Source organism: Sphingomonas phyllosphaerae 5.2 (assembly GCF_000419605.1).
Classification (GTDB): Bacteria; Pseudomonadota; Alphaproteobacteria; order Sphingomonadales; family Sphingomonadaceae; genus Sphingomonas; species Sphingomonas phyllosphaerae_B.
The window spans coordinates 1,878,140-1,898,636 of sequence record NZ_ATTI01000001.1; the positions used below are offsets into that span (position 1 = coordinate 1,878,140).

Genomic DNA, 20,497 nt, shown 5'->3' on the forward strand with positions numbered 1-20,497 from the left:
GCGGTCACCCCGCCGCCTTCGCCAACCCCTTCGACAATTGCAGCGCGCCGTGCAGCCGCGCCTTCGGATCGGCCCAGACGCGGGTGAGCGCCAGCTTGCTGTCGGGACGCAGCTTCGCGATCCCGCCCAGCTTGTCGACATAGGCGAGCAAGCCGGCGATGTTAGGTGGCGTGTCGTCGTGGAACGCGACGAGCGCCCCCTTCGGCCCGACGTCGAGCTTGGCGACGCACGCCTTCTTGGCGTTCAGCTTGATTTCCATGATCTTGACGAGATTGTCAGTCGCTTCGGGCAACGGGCCGAAGCGGTCGATCATCTCCGCGGCGAACGCCTCCAGCCCCTGGACCTCGTCGACGTCGTTGAGGCGGCGATAGAGCCCCATGCGCAGGTCGAGGTCGGGAACATATTCCTCAGGAATCAGGATCGGCGCATCGACGCTGATCTGTGGACTGAAGTCGCGCTGGCGTTCGCGGAAACCACCGGCCTTTGCCTCCATGATCGCGTCTTCGAGCATCGACTGGTACAGTTCGTAGCCCACCTCCTTGATGTGGCCCGATTGTTCGTCGCCGAGCAGATTGCCCGCGCCGCGGATGTCGAGGTCGTGACTGGCAAGCTGGAAGCCGGCGCCGAGCGAGTCGAGATCGCTCAGGACTTTCAACCGCTTCTCCGCCGCCTCCGTCATCTGCCGCTCCGGCGGGGCGACCATATAGGCGTAGGCGCGCGTCTTCGACCGGCCGACGCGGCCGCGCAGCTGGTAGAGTTGGGCGAGGCCGAAGCGGTCGGCGCGGTTGACGATCATCGTGTTGGCGGACGGGATGTCGATCCCGCTCTCGATGATCGTGGTCGACACCAGCACCTCGAATTTCTTGTCGTAGAACGCGGACATACGCTCCTCGACCTCGGTCGGTGAAAGCTGGCCGTGCGCGACGACATAGCGGATCTCGGGAACCTCGCGTCGCAGATAATCCTCGATATCGGGCAGATCGGCGACGCGCGGTGTCACCAAAAAGCTCTGTCCGCCGCGATAATGTTCACGCAGTAACGCTTCGCGCAACACAACGGGGTCCCACGGCATGACGTAGGTGCGGACCGCCAGACGATCGACCGGCGGGGTCTGGATCACCGACAATTCCCGCAGGCCGCCCATCGCCATCTGGAGCGTGCGCGGGATCGGCGTCGCGGTCAGCGTCAGCATATGGACGTCGGCGCGCAGCGTCTTCAGCCGCTCCTTGTGCGTCACCCCGAAGCGCTGTTCCTCATCGACGATCACGAGCCCGAGGCGCTTGAAGTCGACCGACTTGGCGAGCAACGCATGCGTGCCGATCACGATGTCGATCGTGCCGTTCGCAACGCCTTCCCGGACCTTCCTGGCCTCGGCCGCGGTCACCAGCCGCGAGAGGCGGCCGATCTCGAGCGGGAAGCCGTCGAAGCGCGCGCAGAAATTCTGGTAATGCTGACGCGCGAGCAACGTCGTCGGGCAGACGACCGCGACCTGCATCCCGGCCATCGCGGCGACGAACGCGGCGCGCAGCGCGACCTCGGTCTTGCCGAAGCCGACATCGCCGACGATCAGCCGGTCCATCGGCTTGCCCGCGGCCAGATCGTCGAGCACGTCGGAGATCGCGCGGTCCTGATCGTCGGTTTCCTCGTACGGGAAGCGATCGACGAACGCCGGATAGCCGCTGGCGTCGGGTTCGGCGATCTCGCCCGGACGCAGCGCGCGTTCGGCGGCGACCGCGATCAGCGTGCCGGCGATCTCGCGGATCCGCTCCTTCATCCGGCTCTTGCGGCGCTGCCACGCCTCGCCGCCGAGCCGGTCGAGGCTCGCGCCCTCCTCCGACGATCCGTAGCGTGAGAGGACCTCGAGATTTTCGACGGGTATGTAGAGCTTGTCGCCGCCGGCATATTCGAGCTGGACGCAATCGTGCGGCGCCTTGGCGACCGGCACCTGCGTCAACCCGACATAGCGGCCGATGCCGTGGTCGGTGTGGACGACCAGATCGCCCGGCGAGAGCGTGGCGAGCTCGGCCAGGAACGCGTCGGCGGACTTGCGACGCTTGGCGCGACGGATCAGCCGGTCGCCGAGCATGTCCTGCTCGGTCAGCACCGCGACACCGGGCGCGGTGAAGCCGTGGTCGAGCCCGACGACAGTCAGCGCAACCCCGCCCGAGCTCTTCACATCGGCGGCGCCGAGCGCGGACTGCCATGTGTCGGCGAGCCGCGCACCGACGAGCCCATGATCGTCGAGCAGGCTCTTCAATCGATCGCGGGCGCCGATCGAATAACTGGCGAGCACCGCCTTGCGCCCGTCCTTGCGCAGTCGATCGACGTGCGCGACGACCGCTTCGTAGACGTTGGCCTGATTGGCGCGTTCCGGCGCGAAGTCGCGCGGACCATCGACCTGGAAGTCGAGCACGGTCGAGGATTCGGGTTCGTGGAACGGGGTGATGAAATGCGCCGGCATTCCGGCGACCTCGGCACGCCATTCCGCCTCGTCGAGGTAGAGCGTCCTGGCGGGGAGGGCGCGATAGCTACCCGGCTCGGCCGCCTCCGCGCGCTTCCGGTTTTCGTAATAGTCGGCGACCGACTCAAGCCGGCTGTCGATCGCGGCCGGGGTGCCGGCGTCGCGCACCACGACGGCGTCGTCGCCGAGATGATCCCACAGCGTCGCCAGCTTCTCCTCGAAAAGCGGCAGCCAATGTTCCATCCCGGCGAGACGTCGGCCTTCGCTGACCGCCTGGTAGAGCGGGTCGCCGGTCGCGGTCGCGCCGAACTTCTCGCGGTAATGCGTGCGGAAGCGCTTGATGCTGTCGTCGTCGAGCAGCGCCTCCGACGCGGGCAGCAACACGAAGCCGTCGAGCCGCCCGGTGGTGCGCTGGTCGGCGGGGTCGAAGGTGCGGACGCTCTCGATCTCGTCGCCGAAGAAGTCGAGACGCAGCGCCTGCTCCTCGCCGCTGGGGAAGAGATCGACGATCCCGCCGCGGACTGCATATTCGCCCTGATCGTGGACGGTATCGGTGCGGACATAACCGTTCGCCTGCAACAACGCGCCGAGCCGGTCGCGGTCGATCCGCGCCCCGGGCTTCAGTTCGGCGACCAGTTGCCGGATGCGAAACGGCGTCAGCGTGCGCTGCGTCAGCGCGTTGACGGTGGTGAGGACGAGTTGCGCGCCCTTCGGCTTCTGCTGCAAGCGGTACAGCGCGCCGATCCGTTCCGCCATGACGCGCAGCGTCGGCGACGCGCGATCGTAGGGCAGGCAATCCCACGCCGGCAGCTGCACCACCTCCAGCTCGGGTGCGAAATAGGGCGCGGTCGCGGCGACGCTGCGCATCTGCGCCTCGTCCGCGGCGACGAACACCGCCCGGCGCGGCGCGGCGCGCGCCAGATCGGCGAGCAGGGAAGGCAGGAAGCCGCCGGGAACCCCGGAGAGGGTCAGCGGCACCGTGGCCTTCAGGATCTTGGAAAGGTCGGGCATTATTGTTCTAGTTCCGCTTTTGGCTCGTCATTGCGAGCGCAGCGAAGCAATCCAGGGCGTCCTGGTCCAACTCTGGATTGCTTCGCTCCGCTCGCAATGACGGCGAGGCACTTTCCGCCTTCGCCGTGTTCCGTCCAGTCACATACCCGTGTCGAGCACCGTCACGAAATCGACTCGCCGCATCGTGTCCATCATCGCGCCGTCCCATTCGGGCGGACAGGCGATCGAGCCGATCGCCCAGCCCATGATGTCGACGTCCTGTTCCTCCAGCAGCCGCTCGAACCAGTCGAGCTGCTCCGCGTCCCACGTCGCGCCGTGGGCGTCGAAGAAGCCCCCGATCATCAGATCGGCCTCGCGCGTGCCGCGGTGCCACGCGCGGAAGCGCAGGCGTTTCAGGCGGATATCGTGGTCCATGACATTCCAATGCAAAACGACCGGCGGACGCTGGCGGCGACCGTCGGGGCAGGGTATCGGGCACCAGATAGTCATGCGACCCGATATCCTCAATCCGCTGTTCGCCGAAGTCGAGGCGTTGAAGGGCGTCGGCCCCGGTCTTGCCAAGCCGCTCGAGCGGCTCGGGATCGCGCGCGTGCTCGATCTGCTGTTCCACGTGCCGTCGGGATGGGTCGACCGCTGGCCGCGCGACGAGCTGTTGCAGAGCGATGTCGGTCGCACGATCGCGATCACACTGACCCCGACCGACTATCGTACCAGTAGCAGCCCGCGCGCACCGACCCGCGTGCTGGCGACCGATGCGCAGGGCAATGCGGTGGCGCTGGTCTTTTTCGGCGGCGGATCGGGACGGGTGCGCAAGCTGCTGCCGCTGGGCGAGTCGCGACGGGTGTCGGGCCGGCTCGACCAATACGGGCAGGACCTGCAGATCATCCATCCGGAAGTCGGGGGTGAGGACGGCGACTTCCGCGAGCGCGAGGCGATCTACCCGTTGACCGAGGGCATGACGTCACGGCGACTGGGCGCGCTGGTCGAGCAGGCGCTGGCCCGCGCGCCCGAGCTGCCGGAGTGGATCGAGCCGAGCCTGAAGGCGCAGCGCGAGTGGCCGGGGTGGCGCGAGGCGATTTTGCGGCTCCATGCCGATCCCGCGGATGCAGTGGCGCGGGCGCGGCTGGCGTATGACGAGGTGTTCGCCAACCAGCTGGCGCTGTCGATCGTGCGGGCCGACACGCGCAAGCGCCGGGGGCGGGCGTTGCAGGGCGACGGCCATTTGCGCGACATGCTGCGGTTGCCGTATCAATTGACCGGTGCGCAGGCGCGCAGCGTCCGCGAGATCGAGGGCGATCTGGCGCAGTCGGCACCGATGCTGCGGCTGCTGCAAGGCGACGTCGGTTCGGGCAAGACGCTGGTCGCCGCGATGGCGCTCCTCATCGCGGTCGAGGCGGGTGCGCAGGGGGCGATGCTCGCGCCGACCGAGATCCTCGCGCGCCAGCATTACGAGACGCTGCGGCGGACGCTGGCCGGGCTGCCGGTGGAAGTCGCGGTGCTGACCGGGCGCGACAAGGGCCGCGCGCGTGAGGCGACGCTGATGGGGCTGGCGGACGGTTCGATCCACCTTCTGGTCGGCACGCACGCGATCTTCCAGGAGGCGGTCAGCTATCGTGACCTGGGGTTGGTGGTGGTCGACGAACAGCATCGCTTCGGCGTGGCGGAGCGGATGCTGCTGCAGGCCAAGGGGCGCACCCCGCCGCATGTGCTGGCCATGACCGCGACCCCGATCCCGCGCACGCTGACGCTCGCGCTGCACGGCGAGATGGACCAGAGCCGGCTGGACGAGATGCCGCCCGGACGCGAGCCGATCGAGACGCGCGTCCTTTCCGAGGAACGTGTCGAGGAAGTCGTCAACGCGCTCGGCCGGCACCTGTCGGAAGGCAAGCAGGCCTATTGGGTCTGCCCGTTGGTAGAGGAGAGCGAAACCAGCGACCTGCAAGCCGCGGAGGCGCGCGCCGCCACGCTGGCGAGCCGCTTCGGCGGCGGAGAGCAGGGGCGCGTCGGGCTGGTGCACGGGCGGATGAAGGGCGTGGAGAAGGATGCGGTGATGGCGCGCTTCTCGGCCGGGGCGACCGGCGTGCTCGTCGCGACGACCGTGATCGAGGTCGGCGTCGACGTACCGAATGCGACGCTGATCGTGATCGAGCATGCCGACCGCTTCGGGCTGGCGCAGCTTCACCAGTTGCGCGGTCGCGTCGGGCGCGGCGGGGGGCGATCGGTGTGCCTGTTGCTGCGCGGTGGCTCGTTGAGCGAGACGGCGCGCGCGCGGCTGGCGCTGATGCGTGAGACCAACGACGGGTTCCGGATCGCCGAGGAGGACTTGCGGCTGCGCGGGGCGGGGGAGTTGCTGGGTACGCGGCAATCGGGTGAGGCGATGTTCCGGCTGGCGACGCCGGATTTGCTGAGCGAGTTGCTGCCGGCCGCGACCGACGATGCACGGCTGTTGATCGATCGCGACGGCGGGCTGAGCGGCGTGCGCGGGCAGGCGGCACGTACCGCATTGTATCTGTTCGAACGGGACGCCGGCGTCACCTTGTTGCGGTCGGGCTGAGGGAGACGGGCGTGGGCGGATTGTTGCCGATCGTGATCGTGATCGTCGCGGGGCTGGGGCTGGCGATCCAGCCGCCGACCAACGCGGCGCTCGCGCGTGTGTCGGGATCGGTGTGGCTGGCCGCGCTCGTGTCGTTCACGATCGGCACCACGGCGTTGCTGGTGGTGTGGGCGTTCGACCGGACGCCGCTGTCGGCGCTGCGCGGGGCGCCGTGGTGGGCCTGGCTGGGTGGCCTGTACGGCGCGGCGTTCGTGGCCGCGCTGGCGTTCGCGGCGCCGCGGCTGGGGATCGCGGCCGCGCTGAGCATCGCGGTGGCCAGTCAGCTGGCGGCGGCGCTGACGCTCGATCATCTCGGGTTGCTGCAATTGCCGCAGCAGCCGGTGACGCTCACCAAGCTGGCGGGAATCGCGCTGGTGCTGATCGGGGTCGTGGTGTTCCGGCGCGGTTAGCGCATCGCGGCGATCACGAACTGATAGAGCGACGGCGGCACTTCCTGCGCCAGCTTGCAGCCGATCCGCCCGCCGAGCGCCCAACGCACTTCGGCGACGAAGCTGCCGGCGACCGGCAGCGTCACGGTGAGGGTTTCGCCGACCGTGATCGCCTCATCGCAGCGCGCCATGAAGCCGTTCGGCGAAAGGTTTACGATCGTGGCGAGTCGCGCCGCGCCGTCCGCGCGGCACAGCATCGCGCGGTGCAGCGTTTCGTCGCGCGGTTCGACGCGGTCCTCATACGCCATCATCGCCATTCGTGCGGGCATGTCATTCTCCAACGCTACGCGTCGGTTATCATGCCGAACGGGTTAACGTGGCGTGAGCGGAGCCGTTAAGCCGGGTTCACGATCCCGTGATGCTTCTTGCCGGCGGAGATGCGGACCGGCGCGTCGCCGACCGTCACCACCGCGGCTTCGTCGGCGACCTTCTCGCCGTCGATTCGCGCGCCGCCACCCTTGATCAGCCGTCGCGCCTCGCCCTTCGACGCGGCGAAGCCCAGCGCGACCAGCACGTCCACCAGCGGCGTGGTGCCGCCCGCGACGATCGACGGCAGCGAGCCGCCGCTCGCCCCCTCCTCGAAGGTACGGCGGGCGGTCTCCGCGGCTTCGTCGGCCGCGGCGCGTCCGCGGCACATCGCGGTGGCTTCGTTGGCGAGTATCTTCTTCGCCTCGTTGATCTCGGCGCCTTCCAGTGCCTCCAGTCGCGCGATCTCGTCCAGCGGCAGGTCGGTGAACAGCCGCAGGAAGCGTCCGACATCGCGATCGTCGGTGTTGCGCCAGAACTGCCAATAATCGAAATGCGGCAGCTGATCCTCGTGCAGCCACACCGCGCCTGCGACCGTCTTCCCCATCTTCTCGCCCGAGGCGGTGGTGAGCAGCGGGGTGGTGACGCCGAACACCTCGGCCCCGTCCATCCGCCGCGCCAGCTCGACGCCGTTGACGATGTTGCCCCATTGGTCGCTGCCGCCCATCTGGAGCCGCACGCCCTGTCGCCGCGCGAGCTCGCGGAAATCGTAGCCCTGCAGGATCATATAGTTGAACTCGAGGAAGCTGAGCGACTGCTCGCGATCGAGCCGCAGCTTGACCGAGTCGAAGCTGAGCATCCGGTTGACGCTGAAATGCTGGCCGACCTCCCGCAGGAACGGGATGTATTCCAGCTTGTCGAGCCATTCGGCGTTGTCGAGCATGATCGCGTCGCCGGGGCCGTCGCCGAAGGTCAGGAAGCGATCGAAGATGCGGCGGATGCCGGCGGCGTTGGCGGCGATCACCGCGTCGCTGTTCAGCTTGCGCGCCTCGTCCTTGAAGCTGGGATCGCCGATCTTGCCGGTCCCGCCGCCCATCAGCACGACCGGCTTGTGCCCGGCCTGTTGCAGGCGGCGCAGCAGCATGATCTGCACCAGGCTGCCGACGTGCAGCGAAGGTGCGGTCGGATCGAAACCGATATAGCCCGGCACGATCTGCCGGCCGGCCAGCGCATCGAGCGCGGCGGCGTCGGTCATCTGGTGGATGTAGCCGCGCGCGGTGAGCGTACGGAGCAGATCGGACTGATATTCGGTCATGGTGCCGCGTTCGTTACACGCGCGTCAGCGGCGCGGCAATTGCGTGACCGGATCGACCGGCGTGCGGCCGCGGCGCAGCTCGAAATGAAGTTCCGGTCGATCGGCGAACCCGGTCTGACCGCTGATCGCGATCACCTGTCCGCGCGTCACCGCCTGACCGCGGCGCACCAGCAGCTTGCCGGCATGGCCGTAGATCGAGGTCCAGTTGCCGCCGTGCTTGACGATCACCAGCCCGCCGAGCGCGGCGATACCGTCACCGGCGTAGGCGATCGTGCCCGCGGCCGCCGCCTTCACTTCGGTGCCGCCGGGCACCGCGATCTCGATCCCGTCGAAGCGTTCGCCACTCGCGCCCGCGCCGAAGCGGCGCACGATTCGCCCGCTGAGCGGCCAGACGAAGCGTCCGGGCGCGGCGCTGGGACCGGCGACCGCCACATAGGCGGCCGGGACGCGGGTGGCGCCGGCCACCGGACGGACCGGCGCGCGGCCACTTGCCACCGCCGGCTCCCCGCCGGTCAGGATCGTGTCGACGTCGAGCGTGAAGGCGGCGGCGCGCTGCGCGGCGGAGCCCGGAACCGCGGGGATCAACACGCGCTGCCCGGTCATCAGCAGGAACGGCTCGCGCAGGTCGTTGGCGGCGATCACCTGCGACCATGGCACGCCATAGGCGCGCGCGATGGCGATGCCGGTCTGGCCGGGATCGACCCGGTGATAGCGCCCGCCCGGAATCGCCAGCCGTTGCCCGATCCGCACCTCGTACGGCGGAGAAAGCGCGTTGCGGCGTGCGATAGCCTGCGCCGAGGCGCCGGTACGCTCGGCGATCGCGCTCAGCGTGTCGCCGCGGCGCACGACGACGTCCTGCGCGATGACCAGCCGTGCGTCGGGCGCGACCGGGCGCGCTTCCCATGCCGGGCGCGCGGCGGCAAGTTGCTGGACCGGTGCGCGCTCCTCCGCCTCGTGAGGGAGCGGCGGTGGGTGCGGTGCCTCGGCGGGCGCCGGGAGGGCCCGGGGTGGCGGTGGCGGTGCCGGCGCCGACGGTGCGGGCGGCGTTGCGGCGGGAATACAGGCCGTCAGCAGCAGCGCTGCACCGGTGACCGCCGCCGCCCGCATCGTGGCGTTACATTCCGGCGTAGGCGTCGGTGAGCGCCGGGATCGATCCGTGCAGCGTCAGGTCCAGCTGGAGCGGGGTGATCGTGATCCAGCCCTGCGTCACCGTCGACAGGTCGGTCGCGTCGTTGGCGGGCGGGGTGGCGCGGCCCATCGACAGCCAGTGATATTCGAAACCCCGCGGGTCGGTGCGCGTGTCGAAACGGACTCGACCATAATCGCGCAAGCCCTGCGGCACGACGCGCACGCCCTTGACGGCGCCCGCTTCCGGCTCCGGAAAATTGATATTGACCACCGATCGCGGCGCCCATTCGTGATCGAGCAGCGGGCGCAGCACGCGCGCGCCCCATTCCTCCGCCGCCGCGAACGACACGTCGGCACCCGGCTCGCGCCGGCCGTAGCGCTGGCTGAGCGCGACCGAGCGAACCCCGGCCAACGCGCCCTCCATCGCCGCGGATACGGTGCCCGAATACATCACGTCCTCGGCGATGTTGCCGCCGCGGTTGACGCCCGACAGGATCAGGTCGGGCGGTGTCTCGCGCATCAGCTCGGACAAGGCATACATCACGGCGTCGGTCGGCGTGCCCGACACTGCGAAGCGCCTCTCCGCATATTGGCGAACGCGGAGCGGGCGCGTCAGCGTCAGCGACCGCCCGGTCCCGGATTGCTCGGAAGCCGGGGCACAGACCCAGACATCGTCGGAAAGCTGCGCGGCGATCCGCTCCAGCACTTCCAGCCCGGGTGCGTGATAGCCGTCGTCGTTGGAGAGCAGGATCCGCATCAGCGTGGCTCCAGCGCGTCGAGGCCGCCAAGGTACGGGCGCAGCACCTCCGGCACGGTCACCGACCCGTCCTTGCGCTGGTAATTCTCCAGCACCGCCACCAGCGTCCGCCCGACGGCGAGCCCGGAGCCGTTCAGCGTGTGGACGAAGCGCGTCGCCTTCTCGCCTTCGGGCCGATAGCGCGCGTTCATGCGGCGTGCCTGAAAATCGGTGCAGGTCGAACAGCTGGAGATCTCGCGATAGCGCTGCTGCCCCGGCAACCACACCTCGAGATCATAGGTGCGTGCGGCGGTGAACCCCATGTCACCGGTGCACAATTTCATCCGACGATAGGCGAGGCCGAGCGCATCGAGCGCGCCCTCGGCGCACGCCGTCATCCGCTCATGCTCGTCCTCGCTCGCCTCGGGTGCGACGACCGACACCATCTCGACCTTGTCGAACTGGTGCTGGCGGATGTAGCCGCGCGTGTCGCGGCCGGCCGCACCCGCCTCCGAACGGAAGCACGGCGTCAGCGCGGCGAAGCGCAGCGGCAGGATATCGGCGCTCAGGATCTTTTCGCGGACGATGTTGGTCAGCGAGACCTCGGCAGTGGGGATCAGCCAGCGGCCGTCGGTGGTACGGAACAGATCCTCGGCGAACTTCGGGAGCTGCCCGGTGCCGAACACCGCCTCGTCACGGACCATCAGCGGCGGTGCGACTTCCTCGTAGCCGTGCTCACGCGTCAGCCGGTCGAGCATGAACTGCCCGAGCGCACGTTGCAGCTTCGCCGCGGCACCGCGCACCAAAGTGAAGCGTGCCCCGGCGATCGCCGCCCCGGTCTCGAAATCGAGCCCCAGCGGCGGCCCGATCGCGTCGTGCTCGCGCGGCGCAAAGGTGAATGCCGGCTGCCGCCCGCGTTCATGGACAAGCGCGTTGTCGTCCTCATCCGCGCCGTCCGGCACGTCGGCGGCGGGCAGGTTCGGCAAGGCGGCGAGTGCGGCATCAAGGGCGGTGCCGGCTTCCGCCTCTTCGGCTTCAAGCTGTGGCAGGCGTTCCTTGAGCGTCGCGACCTCGGCCATCAGCGTCGTGGCGGTCGCTTCGTCCTTCTTCGCCTTGGCGGCGCCGATCGCTTTCGACGCCTCGTTGCGGCGCGCCTGCGCGGCCTGCGCCTCCGTCGCGGCCTCGCGGCGACGGCGGTCGAGCGATACCAGCGTTTCGGCGCTGGCGGGCAGGCCGCGCCGCGCCATGGCGGCGTCGAAGGCGGCAGGATCGTCGCGGATCAGGCGGATGTCGTGCATCGCCGCGCTATGACCGCCGCGCAGGCGCGAGGCAACCCGCGCGGCGCGGCCGGCGTTCATGGGGTCGACGCACAACCACAAGAGGAGAAGTGTCCATGCAGGTCCCCCACAATTCGGTCGTGTTGGTAGCCGACGGGCGCAAGCTGCTGTTTCTGCGTAACGAAGGGGACGCGACCTATCCGAACCTGGTCGTCGAACATGCCGAGGAACGGCCCAACCCCGCCAATCGCGACCAGAAGACGGATGCAGCGGGCGGTGCGTCGTCCACCCAGACCGGCGCAGGTGCACCACATGTCGCGCAGGGCGGGTCGAACCACGCGCAAGGCGGTGGCGCGCAATTCGCACCGTCGCGCGGCAGCATGGCAGAGACCGATTTCCACCAACTGGAAGAGGATCGGTTCGCCGCCGACGCCGCCGACCTGCTGAAGCGCCGCGCGCTGTCGAACGATTTCGAATCGTTGATCGTGGTCGCGCCGCCGCGAACGCTGGGCGAGCTGCGCAAGCATTACCACAAGGAAGTCAGCTCTCGGTTGAGCGGCGAGCTGGACAAGGACCTGACCGGCCATCCGATCGCCGACATCGAGAAGGCGTTGCAGGCGGCATGATCGTGCACGCGCCGGTAGCGGAAGACCGTTGCCGGCGCGCGCTGTCCAGCCGTGCTACACTCGCTCTTCGAGAGCCTGCGTGTTCGCTTGTCGATGATCGGTCGTACGATTATAGGCGCGCCCAAAGGGGCGTGCAGTGATGCTGACGACATCCTGGACGCGGGCGGGAGTAGGTCGATGGCGACGGTAGTGACTCGTATCGAAGACGCACTGGATGAACCGATGGTGCCGCGCGGGCCGGCGCCCGATGGGTATCGGCCCAGCAACGACGAACCGTTCATGAACCCGCGCCAGCAGGCGTACTTTCGTCGCAAGCTGCTGGACTGGAAGGAAGCGATCCGGCGCGAATCGCAGGGTACGCTTTCGCACCTGCAGGTGGACTCGCTCCGCGAGGCTGACCTGAACGATCGCGCTTCGAGCGAGGCGGACTGGTCGCTGGAACTGCGCACCCGTGACCGGCAGCGCAAGCTGATCTCCAAGATCGACGCGGCGCTGCGGCGCATCGATGAAGGCGAATATGGCTATTGCGAGGTGACCGGCGAGCCGATCAGCCTCGGCCGGCTGGAGGCACGGCCGATCGCGACGATGACGGTCGAGGCGCAGGAACGGCACGAACGCGCCGAGAAGGTCTCCAGGGACGACTAAGCGATAGATATTAACCCTCGATTTACTTTTGTGGCGCTACCGTTCGTATAAGATAATGGACGGATGTTATGGGGCGGTTGAGATACAGCTTGGTGGACGAGCATAACGCCTCTGGTCAGCCCGACAATCGCGGTCGTGGCGAACTCCATATGTCGGCGCGCATGCGCGTCAGCGATGAGGACGCCGGGTTCCTCGTGCGCGTTCGCAACGTATCGGCTGGCGGACTGATGGCGGAACTGCCGCATCCGCTGCGGCCGGACAGCGTGGTTCAGGTGAAGTTGAACGGCATTGGCTGGGTGGTCGGGCGTGTCGTCTGGCAGACCGAGGGGCGTACCGGGGTCGCCTTCGATCAGCCGATCGACGTCGCACGCGTCAAGGAAGCGAGCGGCACGCCGGATTGAGCGACGGCGTCGCGTCGTGGCGCGAGGCCCGGAATGCGAGGTCAGCGGGTGAGGGAGGGTATCGCCCGGCCGTCAGCGGCCCCCGGCCTCCAGCAGGCGGGGCGGGGCGGTGAGTTCCCAGCTACGCACAATACGATCCTCGACCAGCGCCCAGTCGGTGTCGTCGCCCAGCGTCAGGCTTGTCCATGCCGCTGCCTCGGCATCGCTCGTGCGGACACGTATCGCCGCCGCGTCACAGGTGACGAACGGGTGGCCATCGACCACGAACGTCGTCTGTGCGCCGTCGGCGCGTTCTTCCACCTCGGGCATCAACGACGCGACGGCGCGGATCCTGTCGATAGCGGTCATGCGCGAACGAACTCCTTCAGCACCGCGGGATAGAGGCGGTGTTCCTCGGCCAGCACGCGCGCGGCCAGCGTATCGGCGTCGTCGTCGGCACGGATCGGCACTTCGGCGCGGCCCAGCACTTCGCCGCCGTCCAGTTCCTCGGTCACCACATGCACCGAGCAACCGCCCGCCGCATCCCCGGCGGCGATCGCCCGCGCGTGCGTGTCCAGCCCCTTGTACCTGGGCAGTAACGACGGATGGATGTTGACGATCCGCCCGCGCCAGCGCGCCACGAACGTGTCGGACAACAGCCGCATATAGCCCGCCAGCGCGATGTAATCGGCCCCGGCCGCACGCAAGGCAGCATCAAGCGCATCCTCATAGGCGATCTTGCCGATCCCCCTGGGCGACAGCGCGAACGTCGCGAGCCCCTCCGTCCGCGCCCAGGCCAGCCCTGCCGCGTCGGGACGATCGGAAGCGACCAGCACGACCTGGTATTCCGGTCCCTGTGCGGCGGCGAGCGCCTGCATGTTCGAGCCACGTCCGGAGATCAGGACCGCGACCTTGGCGGGATCGCTGCTGCTCATTGGTGGTGAGTCGCGGTCCAGTCGGCGCGCGCGCTCCACGTCTCGGTGCTGCCGGAGACGGTGCAACCACGCTGCCCGGCCGCGATGCGACCGATCGCGAACACGGTTTCGCCAGACCGGGTCAGCGCCTCCGCGACGCCTTCCGCCTGATCCGCCGCGACGACCACCGCCATGCCGATCCCGCAATTGAAGGTGCGCGCCATCTCCTCGGGCTCGATCGCGCCCTGCGCCTGGAGGAAGGACATCAGCCGCGGCTGTTCCCACGCGTCGGCGTCGACGTGCGCATGCATGTCGCGCGGCAGCACGCGCGGAATGTTCTCCAGCAGCCCGCCGCCGGTGATGTGCGCCAGTCCCTTGATCCGGTGCTCACGCAGCAGCGGGAGCAGACTGGCGACATAGATCCGGGTCGGCGCCATCAATATATCGATCAGCAGCCGGTCAGGGTCGAACAGCGCCGGACGGTCGAGCTTCCAGCCTTTGTCGGCCGCGAGCCGGCGGACGAGCGAGAAGCCGTTCGAGTGGACGCCGGACGATGCGAGGCCGAGGATCACGTCGTCGGCGGCGATCGTCGCACCCGTCAGCACGTCGCCGCGCTCGACCGCGCCGACGCAGAAGCCGGCCAGATCATAGTCCCCGGGCGCGTACATGCCCGGCATCTCGGCGGTTTCGCCGCCGATCAACGCGCAACCCGCGATCCGGCACCCTTCCGCGATCGAGGCGACGACGCTTTCCGCCACCGCATTGTCGAGTTGCCCGGTCGCGTAATAGTCTAGGAAGAACAACGGCTCGGCGCCCTGGACGACGAGATCGTTGGCGCACATCGCAACCAGATCGATCCCGACGCCGGCGTGCCGATCCCATTCGATCGCCAGCTTCAGCTTGGTACCGACGCCGTCGTTCGCGGCGACCAGCAGCGGATCGGTGAACCCGGCCGCCTTCAGGTCGAAGAACCCGCCGAAGCCGCCGAGATCGGCGTCGGCGCCGGGCCGGCGGGTGGCGCGCGCCAGCGGCGCGATCGCGCGGACCAGTGCGTTTCCGGCCGCGATCGACACGCCGGCGCTCTCGTAGGTATAGCCTTCATTGCTCATGCGGACTGCGACTAGCCATATCGCGCTTGGATTTCCACGCCTGCTTCGCCAAAAGACGTGACGATGCGCCACCGCCTTCCCGTCGCCCTTGTCCTGACCGCCACGATTGCCGCGCTCGCCGCCGGCGGGGTGGTCGCGCAGATCGACGGCGGCGACCGCGGCGTGGCGGCAGTCGACAGTTCCAACGACTTCGAGGTTTCGGGCATCCGCGTCGACGTGTCCGGTCCGAACGCCGAAGCGGCGCGGCTGACCGGCTGGCGCGAGGCGCAGCGCAAGGCGTATGTGCAATTGTCACAGCGGATGGGCGCGGGCGGCGGGCTGGTGGCCGACGGCACGCTCGACTCGATCGTATCGAGCATCGTCGTCGAGAACGAGCAGATCGGGCCGAACCGCTATGTCGCGCGGCTGGGCGTCTTGTTCGACCGCGGGCGCACCGCCGGACTGCTGGGCGTCTCCGCGGCGGTGGCGCGCTCGTCGCCGTTCCTGGTCGTGCCGGTGCAATGGTCGACCGGGGTGGGCACGGTCTTCGAGCAGCGGACCCTGTGGCAGGAGGCGTGGGCGCGGTTCCGCACCGGCGCCAGTGCGATCGACTATGTTCGACCCGCCGGCACCGGGCCGGATCCACTGCTGTTGAACGTCGGCCAGACGCAGCGCCCGGACCGGGCGTGGTGGCGCGCGCTGGTCGACCAATATGGCGCCAGCGACGTATTGATGCCGACGGTCCGGCTGTATCGGCAATGGCCCGGCGGCCCGGTGATCGGCGCGTTCGAGGCGCGGTACGGCCCCGATCACCGGATGTTGCAGCGCTTCACCTTGCGGGTCGGCAGTACGGCTGGGATACCGGCGCTGCTGGATGCCGGCGTGAAGCGGCTGGACGAATTATATCAGCGGGCGTTGCGGGAGGGTTATCTCGGGCTCGATCCGGGCTTGAACCCGATCATGCCGGTCGCCGATATCATCCCCGAGGAAGTCTCCGACCTGATCACGGACGATACGGCACTGGTGCCGACCGCGACGGCGCTGACGCTCCAGTTCGATACCCCGGACGCCGGCGCGGTGACCGGCACCGAAGCGATCGTGCGCGGGGTGCCCGGCGTGACGAGCGCGGTGACCACCAGCCTGGCACTGGGTGGGGTGTCGTTGATGAACGTCAGCTATGCGGGCACCGCGGACACGCTTCGCGCGGCACTGGAGGCGCGGGGCTGGCAGGTCGTCGGCAATGGACCAACGCTGCGGATTCGCCGCGCCGCCGCACCGGCCGCCGCCCCGTCGCCCACGCCGCGCGCCGGAGCGACGGGATGAACCAGATCGCGCTGCCGCTGGCATGGCCCGCGGACGAGCAGGGCGATTTCCTCGTCGTCGAATCGAACGCACGCGCGGTGCGCATGCTCGAACATTGGGCGACATGGCCGGTGCGCACCGCCGTGCTCGCGGGGCCGCCGCAGTCCGGGCGGTCGCTGCTGGGGCGGATCTTCGCCGCTCGCTCCGGCGCGACGGTGATCGACGATGCCGATCGCACCGAGGAAGACGCATTGTTCCACGCCTGGAACCGCGCGCAGGAGGAGCGGCGACCATTGCTGCTGATCGCGGCCGCCCTGCCGCCGACGTGGAACGTGGCGCTGCCGGATCTGCGCTCGCGCTTGTCGGCGAGCCCGTCGGCGGAGATCGGTGCACCCGAGGACGTGCTGGTCGCAGCGCTGTACGAGCGTGGCTTCGCACGACGGCACCTCGATGCGCGCGCGGATCTGATCACCTGGCTGACCGCGCGAACCGAGCGGAGTCACGCCGCCGTCATGGAGACGATCGATAGGCTGGATCGTGCCGCACTTGCCGGGCGTCGTCGGCTGACGATCCCATTGGCGCGCGAGACGCTGGAAGGCGCAAGGACGGCGAGCAATCGGAGCGAAGCCCCATCATGACACGACCCGCCAGTATCGCGCGCAAGGATGCGGAGATGCCGCTGGACGATCCGTTCGTCGAACGCGACGGCCGACGCTATTTCAACCGCGAACTGTCATGGCTGGCCTTCAACCGCCGGGTGCTGGAGGAAGCCTGCAATGCCGCGCACCCGTTGCTGGAAAGGCTAAGGTTTCTAGCCATTTCAGGCGCGAACCTCGATGAGTTTTTCATGGTCCGCGTTGCCGGGTTGAAGGGCCAGCAGCTTCAGGATGTCGAGGCTCGCTCGGCCGACGGGCTGACGCCTGGGCAGCAACTCGCCGCGATCGTGGAGCAGGCCGATGCGTTGATGGCGACCCAGCAGGCGGTGTGGCGCGACATCCGCCGTGACCTGAGCGAGGCGGGCATTTCCGTGCTGGGCAGCCATTCGCTGGACGCGCTGAATGCCGAGCAGCGGGCGTGGCTGGACACCTATTTCCAGGAGCAACTGTTCCCGGTCATCACCCCGCAGGCGCTCGATCCGGCCCATCCGTTCCCGTTCATGCCCAACCGCGGCATGGCGGTGATGTTCGACCTGATGCGTCGTTCGGACAAGGAGCCGATCCGCGAACTGGTGATGTTGCCCGCGGCGATGCCGCGCTTCGTGCGGTTGCCCGGCGGCGAACATGCTTTGTACGTGGCGATCGAATCGATCCTCAAGCGCTTCGCACCGATGCTTTTCCCGGGATATGAAGTGCTGGGCGCCGCGGAGTTCCGCGTGCTGCGCGACAGCGACATCGAGATCGAGGAAGAGGCCGAGGACCTCGTCCGCTACTTTGCGAACGCGATCAAGCGGCGCCGCCGCGGACGCGTCATCCGGCTCGAGCTGGAAACCAACATGCCCGACGTGCTGGGTGCGTCACTGCGCGAGGAACTCGGCAGCGCCGACGCGATCGTTACGGAAACCGGGTCGTTCCTCGGCATCGGCGACCTGTCGCTGATCGCGGACGAGGATCGTCCCGACCTGAAGTTCGTGCCGTTCACGCCACGCTTTCCGGAACGAATTCGCGAGTTTGGGGGCGATTGCTTCGCAGCGATCCGAAGCAAGGACATCGTCGTTCACCACCCGTACGAGACATTCGACGTGGTGCTGGCGTTTCTCAAGCAGGCAGCGAACGACCCCGACGTCGTTGCCATCAAGCAGACCTTGTATCGCGCCGGCAAACAATCGGCCGTCATCAGCGCGTTGATCGCGGCGGCAGAGGCCGGCAAGTCCGTCACCGCCGTCGTCGAACTGAAGGCGCGGTTCGACGAGGAGCAGAACCTGCACTGGGCGAGCGCGCTGGAGCGCGCCGGGGTGCAGGTCGTATATGGCTTCATCGACTGGAAGACGCACGCCAAGGTGGCGATGGTCGTGCGGCGCGAGAACGGAAAGTTCCGGACATATTGCCACTTCGGCACTGGCAATTATCATCCGGTCACGGCTAAAATATATACTGATCTCAGCTTCTTCACGGCCGATCCTCGCATCGGACGTGATGCGGCGCGAATGTTCAACTACATCACCGGCTATGTCGAGCCGGCGGGTCTGGAGAAGGTCGTGCTGAGCCCGCGTGCGCTTCGCGAGCGGTTGATGGCCTGCATCGATGCCGAGATCGAACATGCGCGCGCCGGCCGGTCCGGATCGATCTGGGCGAAGATGAATTCGCTGGTCGACCCGACGATCATCGAGAAATTGTACGAGGCGAGTTGCGCGGGGGTGGAGATCGATCTGATCGTGCGGGGAATCTGCTGCTTGCGGCCGAAGGTGCCCGGCATGTCCGAGAATATTCGCGTAAAGTCGGTCGTGGGTCGCTTCCTCGAGCATAGCCGGATCGCGGCCTTCGGGAACGGTGCCGCGCTGCCGAATGACGGCGCGGTCGTCTACATCTCGTCTGCAGACTGGATGCCGCGAAACTTCGACCGGCGCGTGGAATATCTACTGCCGCTGGAGAATGAGACGGTGCACGATCAGGTGCTTGACCAGGTGATGGTCGCGAACCTGATCGACAACGAGCAAAGCTGGGAGCTGGAGGCGGATGGCAGCTACGTTCGCGACACACCGGGAGAGAAGCCGTTCAATCTCCACCGTTATTTCATGGTCAATCCGTCATTGTCCGGGCGCGGCGCAGCGCTGGACGGTGACGAGGTGCCGGTGCTGTCGCTGAGGCGCAAGCGTTGAGGTGGCCCACGCGCGGCAGCGAGCCGCCCGTCGAGGAGCCGCGCGCCGCGATCATCGACATCGGATCGAACTCGATCCGGCTGGTCGTCTACCAGGGGCCGCCGCGGTTGCCCGCGATCCTCTTCAACGAGAAGGTGCTGGCGGGGCTGGGACGTAGCCTGGCGCAGTCCGGCACGATCGATGAGCAGGCGATGGCACTGGCCGCCACGGCGCTGAGGCGGTTCGCGGCACTGGCGCGCGAGATGGAGGTGACGACGTTGCGCACGGTCGCAACCGCGGCGGTGCGCGATGCCAGCAATGGCGCCGCATTGATCGCCGTGGCGGAGGCGGCCGGGCTGAAAGTCGAGATACTGCCAGGCGAGAAAGAAGCCGAGGCAGCCGGTTATGGCGTGCTGTCAGGCATCCCCGACGCGGACGGGATCGTCGGCGATCTGGGCGGCGGTAGCCTTGAACTGGTGCGAGTTAAGCGCGGTAAGTTGTTGAATCGGGCTTCCTTCCCGCTAGGGGTGCTGCGGATTGCGGCGTTGCGCGAGAAGGGGCGGCTGGATCGGCAAGTGCGGCTGCTGCTGGCTGAAAGCGACTGGTTGGGGGCGGGGAAAGGCGTGCCGTTCTATTTGGTTGGGGGATCGTGGCGGGCGCTGGCGCGGCTCGACATGGAAGCGACCCGCTATCCACTGCCGGTAATCCATCAATATGCGATGTCGCCGGAAACGGTCGTGCGATTGCGGCGGACGCTGGCGCAGGTCGGGCGCGCGCGATTGAAGGGCGTTCCAGGTCTATCGTCTGGTCGCATCCCGACGCTGTCGGATGCGACTGCATTATTATCCGCGCTGCTCAAGCATTTGCGTAGCAGCGGGACGATCGTCTCCGCATATGGGCTACGTGAGGGATTGCTGTACGAGCAGCTGAATGCCGAGCAGCGTGCGGCGGACCCGCTGATCGTCGCGACCCGCGACGAGGGGCGGCGGAGCGGGCGCTTTCCCGAACATGGCGACTTGCTCGACCATTGGATCGCGCCGCTGTTCGCGGACGATCGTGCGGCGGACGCACGCTTGCGGATTGCTGCCTGTCAGCTGGCGGATGTCGGCTGGCGCGCGAACCCGGACTTTCGCGCGGAGCGTGGCGTGGAAATCGCCTTGCATGGCAATTGGGTAGCAATCGATGCGCGCGGGCGAGCGATGCTGGCGCAAGCATTGTGGACCGCGCTGGGCGGAGCGACGACAAGCCCCGAGCCGCTGTCCGCACTGGCGAACGAGGCGGCGTTGCGGCGGGCGGTGCAATGGGGGCTGGCGATGCGGCTGGGGCAGCGGCTGAGCGGCGGACTCGCGGCACCGCTGACGCGGTCGTCGGTGGCGGTCGAGAACGGGGCGGTGCGGATGGCGCTAAAGCCCAAGGATACCCCGCTTTATGGCGAGGCGGTGCAGAAGCGGCACCGGGCGCTGGCGGTGGCGATGGGGCTGCAGGCGGTCGTCGCCTAGGAGCTTACCCGGTATCGCGCGGGAACGGCGCAG

General features: G+C 68.1%; 19 protein-coding genes. 9 read left to right on the plus strand and 10 right to left on the minus strand.

The features are described from left to right. Window positions 1-4: 4 nt before the first annotated feature. Window positions 5-3,472 carry a transcription-repair coupling factor gene (gene mfd / locus SPHPHY_RS0108775; RefSeq protein WP_022686311.1) on the minus strand — a complete coding sequence of 1,156 codons (3,468 nt, stop codon included), beginning with the start codon at window positions 3,470-3,472 and terminating at the stop codon, window positions 5-7. A gap of 138 nt (window positions 3,473-3,610) precedes the next feature. Continuing rightward, window positions 3,611-3,886, minus strand: coding sequence for a succinate dehydrogenase assembly factor 2 (locus SPHPHY_RS0108780; RefSeq protein ID WP_022686312.1), 276 nt, complete (start codon window positions 3,884-3,886; stop codon window positions 3,611-3,613). A gap of 73 nt (window positions 3,887-3,959) precedes the next feature. Between SPHPHY_RS0108780 and recG the strand changes: the two genes are divergently transcribed. Together recG and SPHPHY_RS0108790 are read left to right on the plus strand one after the other, a co-directional pair. After that, the gene (gene recG, locus SPHPHY_RS0108785; protein WP_022686313.1) at window positions 3,960-6,026 is read left to right on the plus strand and encodes an ATP-dependent DNA helicase RecG; all 2,067 of its coding nucleotides are present in this window, start codon (window positions 3,960-3,962) and stop codon (window positions 6,024-6,026) included. 11 nt (window positions 6,027-6,037) lie between these two features. Further along, on the plus strand, window positions 6,038-6,475 hold the full coding sequence (locus SPHPHY_RS0108790; protein WP_022686314.1) for a DMT family transporter: 438 nt from the start codon (window positions 6,038-6,040) through the stop codon (window positions 6,473-6,475). On the opposite strand, the gene SPHPHY_RS0108795 is transcribed toward SPHPHY_RS0108790, so the two are convergent. From SPHPHY_RS0108795 to serS, 5 genes are all read right to left on the minus strand, one after another. After that, window positions 6,472-6,783, minus strand: coding sequence for a PilZ domain-containing protein (locus SPHPHY_RS0108795; RefSeq protein WP_022686315.1), 312 nt, complete (start codon window positions 6,781-6,783; stop codon window positions 6,472-6,474). The genes SPHPHY_RS0108790 and SPHPHY_RS0108795 overlap by 4 nt on opposite strands. Window positions 6,784-6,848: 65 nt before the next feature. Continuing rightward, the gene (tyrS, locus tag SPHPHY_RS0108800) at window positions 6,849-8,075 is read right to left on the minus strand and encodes a tyrosine--tRNA ligase (RefSeq protein WP_022686316.1); all 1,227 of its coding nucleotides are present in this window, start codon (window positions 8,073-8,075) and stop codon (window positions 6,849-6,851) included. A gap of 24 nt (window positions 8,076-8,099) precedes the next feature. Next, window positions 8,100-9,182 (minus strand): M23 family metallopeptidase, encoded by a 1,083-nt coding sequence (locus SPHPHY_RS0108805; RefSeq protein ID WP_022686317.1) that lies wholly within the window; start codon window positions 9,180-9,182, stop codon window positions 8,100-8,102. Between the two features lie 7 nt (window positions 9,183-9,189). After that, window positions 9,190-9,960, minus strand: a complete 771-nt coding sequence (gene surE, locus SPHPHY_RS0108810) for a 5'/3'-nucleotidase SurE (protein ID WP_022686318.1) — start codon at window positions 9,958-9,960, stop codon at window positions 9,190-9,192. After that, on the minus strand, window positions 9,960-11,237 hold the full coding sequence (serS, locus tag SPHPHY_RS0108815) for a serine--tRNA ligase (protein WP_028056678.1): 1,278 nt from the start codon (window positions 11,235-11,237) through the stop codon (window positions 9,960-9,962). Before serS ends, surE begins: the two co-directional genes overlap by 1 nt. 95 nt (window positions 11,238-11,332) lie before the next feature. On the opposite strand from serS, the gene SPHPHY_RS0108820 reads away from it, so the two are divergent. From SPHPHY_RS0108820 to SPHPHY_RS19775, 3 genes are all read left to right on the plus strand, one after another. Then, window positions 11,333-11,842, plus strand: a complete 510-nt coding sequence (locus tag SPHPHY_RS0108820) for a host attachment family protein (RefSeq protein WP_022686320.1) — start codon at window positions 11,333-11,335, stop codon at window positions 11,840-11,842. A 222-nt stretch (window positions 11,843-12,064) separates the two neighbouring features. After that, window positions 12,065-12,487 (plus strand): RNA polymerase-binding protein DksA, encoded by a 423-nt coding sequence (gene dksA / locus SPHPHY_RS0108825; protein WP_022686321.1) that lies wholly within the window; start codon window positions 12,065-12,067, stop codon window positions 12,485-12,487. Between the two features lie 149 nt (window positions 12,488-12,636). Beyond that, complete coding sequence (locus SPHPHY_RS19775) at window positions 12,637-12,888, plus strand: PilZ domain-containing protein (protein ID WP_051148295.1); 252 nt, start codon at window positions 12,637-12,639, stop codon at window positions 12,886-12,888. A 72-nt stretch (window positions 12,889-12,960) separates the two neighbouring features. On the opposite strand, the gene SPHPHY_RS0108835 is transcribed toward SPHPHY_RS19775, so the two are convergent. The 3 genes from SPHPHY_RS0108835 to purM are packed head-to-tail and all read right to left on the minus strand — an operon-like array spanning window position 12,961 to window position 14,890. Next, window positions 12,961-13,236, minus strand: coding sequence for a hypothetical protein (locus SPHPHY_RS0108835; RefSeq protein ID WP_022686323.1), 276 nt, complete (start codon window positions 13,234-13,236; stop codon window positions 12,961-12,963). Continuing rightward, window positions 13,233-13,802, minus strand: a complete 570-nt coding sequence (purN, locus tag SPHPHY_RS0108840; protein WP_022686324.1) for a phosphoribosylglycinamide formyltransferase — start codon at window positions 13,800-13,802, stop codon at window positions 13,233-13,235. The genes SPHPHY_RS0108835 and purN overlap by 4 nt, the downstream gene beginning before the upstream one ends. Further along, window positions 13,799-14,890, minus strand: a complete 1,092-nt coding sequence (gene purM / locus SPHPHY_RS0108845) for a phosphoribosylformylglycinamidine cyclo-ligase (RefSeq protein ID WP_022686325.1) — start codon at window positions 14,888-14,890, stop codon at window positions 13,799-13,801. The genes purN and purM overlap by 4 nt, the downstream gene beginning before the upstream one ends. A gap of 63 nt (window positions 14,891-14,953) precedes the next feature. Here purM and SPHPHY_RS0108850 point away from each other — a divergent pair, with 63 nt between their 5' ends. From SPHPHY_RS0108850 to SPHPHY_RS0108865, 4 genes are read left to right on the plus strand one after another with little or no spacing between them, the layout of a single operon-like run. Then, a complete protein-coding gene (locus tag SPHPHY_RS0108850; RefSeq protein ID WP_043130874.1) occupies window positions 14,954-16,192 on the plus strand; it encodes a hypothetical protein in 1,239 nt (412 codons plus the stop codon). Further along, entirely contained in the window at window positions 16,189-16,809 is a 621-nt protein-coding gene (locus SPHPHY_RS0108855) for an HdaA/DnaA family protein (RefSeq protein WP_022686327.1), read from the plus strand. Before SPHPHY_RS0108850 ends, SPHPHY_RS0108855 begins: the two co-directional genes overlap by 4 nt. Then, on the plus strand, window positions 16,806-18,986 hold the full coding sequence (locus SPHPHY_RS0108860; protein ID WP_028056680.1) for an RNA degradosome polyphosphate kinase: 2,181 nt from the start codon (window positions 16,806-16,808) through the stop codon (window positions 18,984-18,986). The genes SPHPHY_RS0108855 and SPHPHY_RS0108860 overlap by 4 nt, the downstream gene beginning before the upstream one ends. Then, on the plus strand, window positions 18,983-20,464 hold the full coding sequence (locus tag SPHPHY_RS0108865) for a Ppx/GppA family phosphatase (protein ID WP_022686329.1): 1,482 nt from the start codon (window positions 18,983-18,985) through the stop codon (window positions 20,462-20,464). The genes SPHPHY_RS0108860 and SPHPHY_RS0108865 overlap by 4 nt, the downstream gene beginning before the upstream one ends. Window positions 20,465-20,497: the final 33 nt, after the last annotated feature.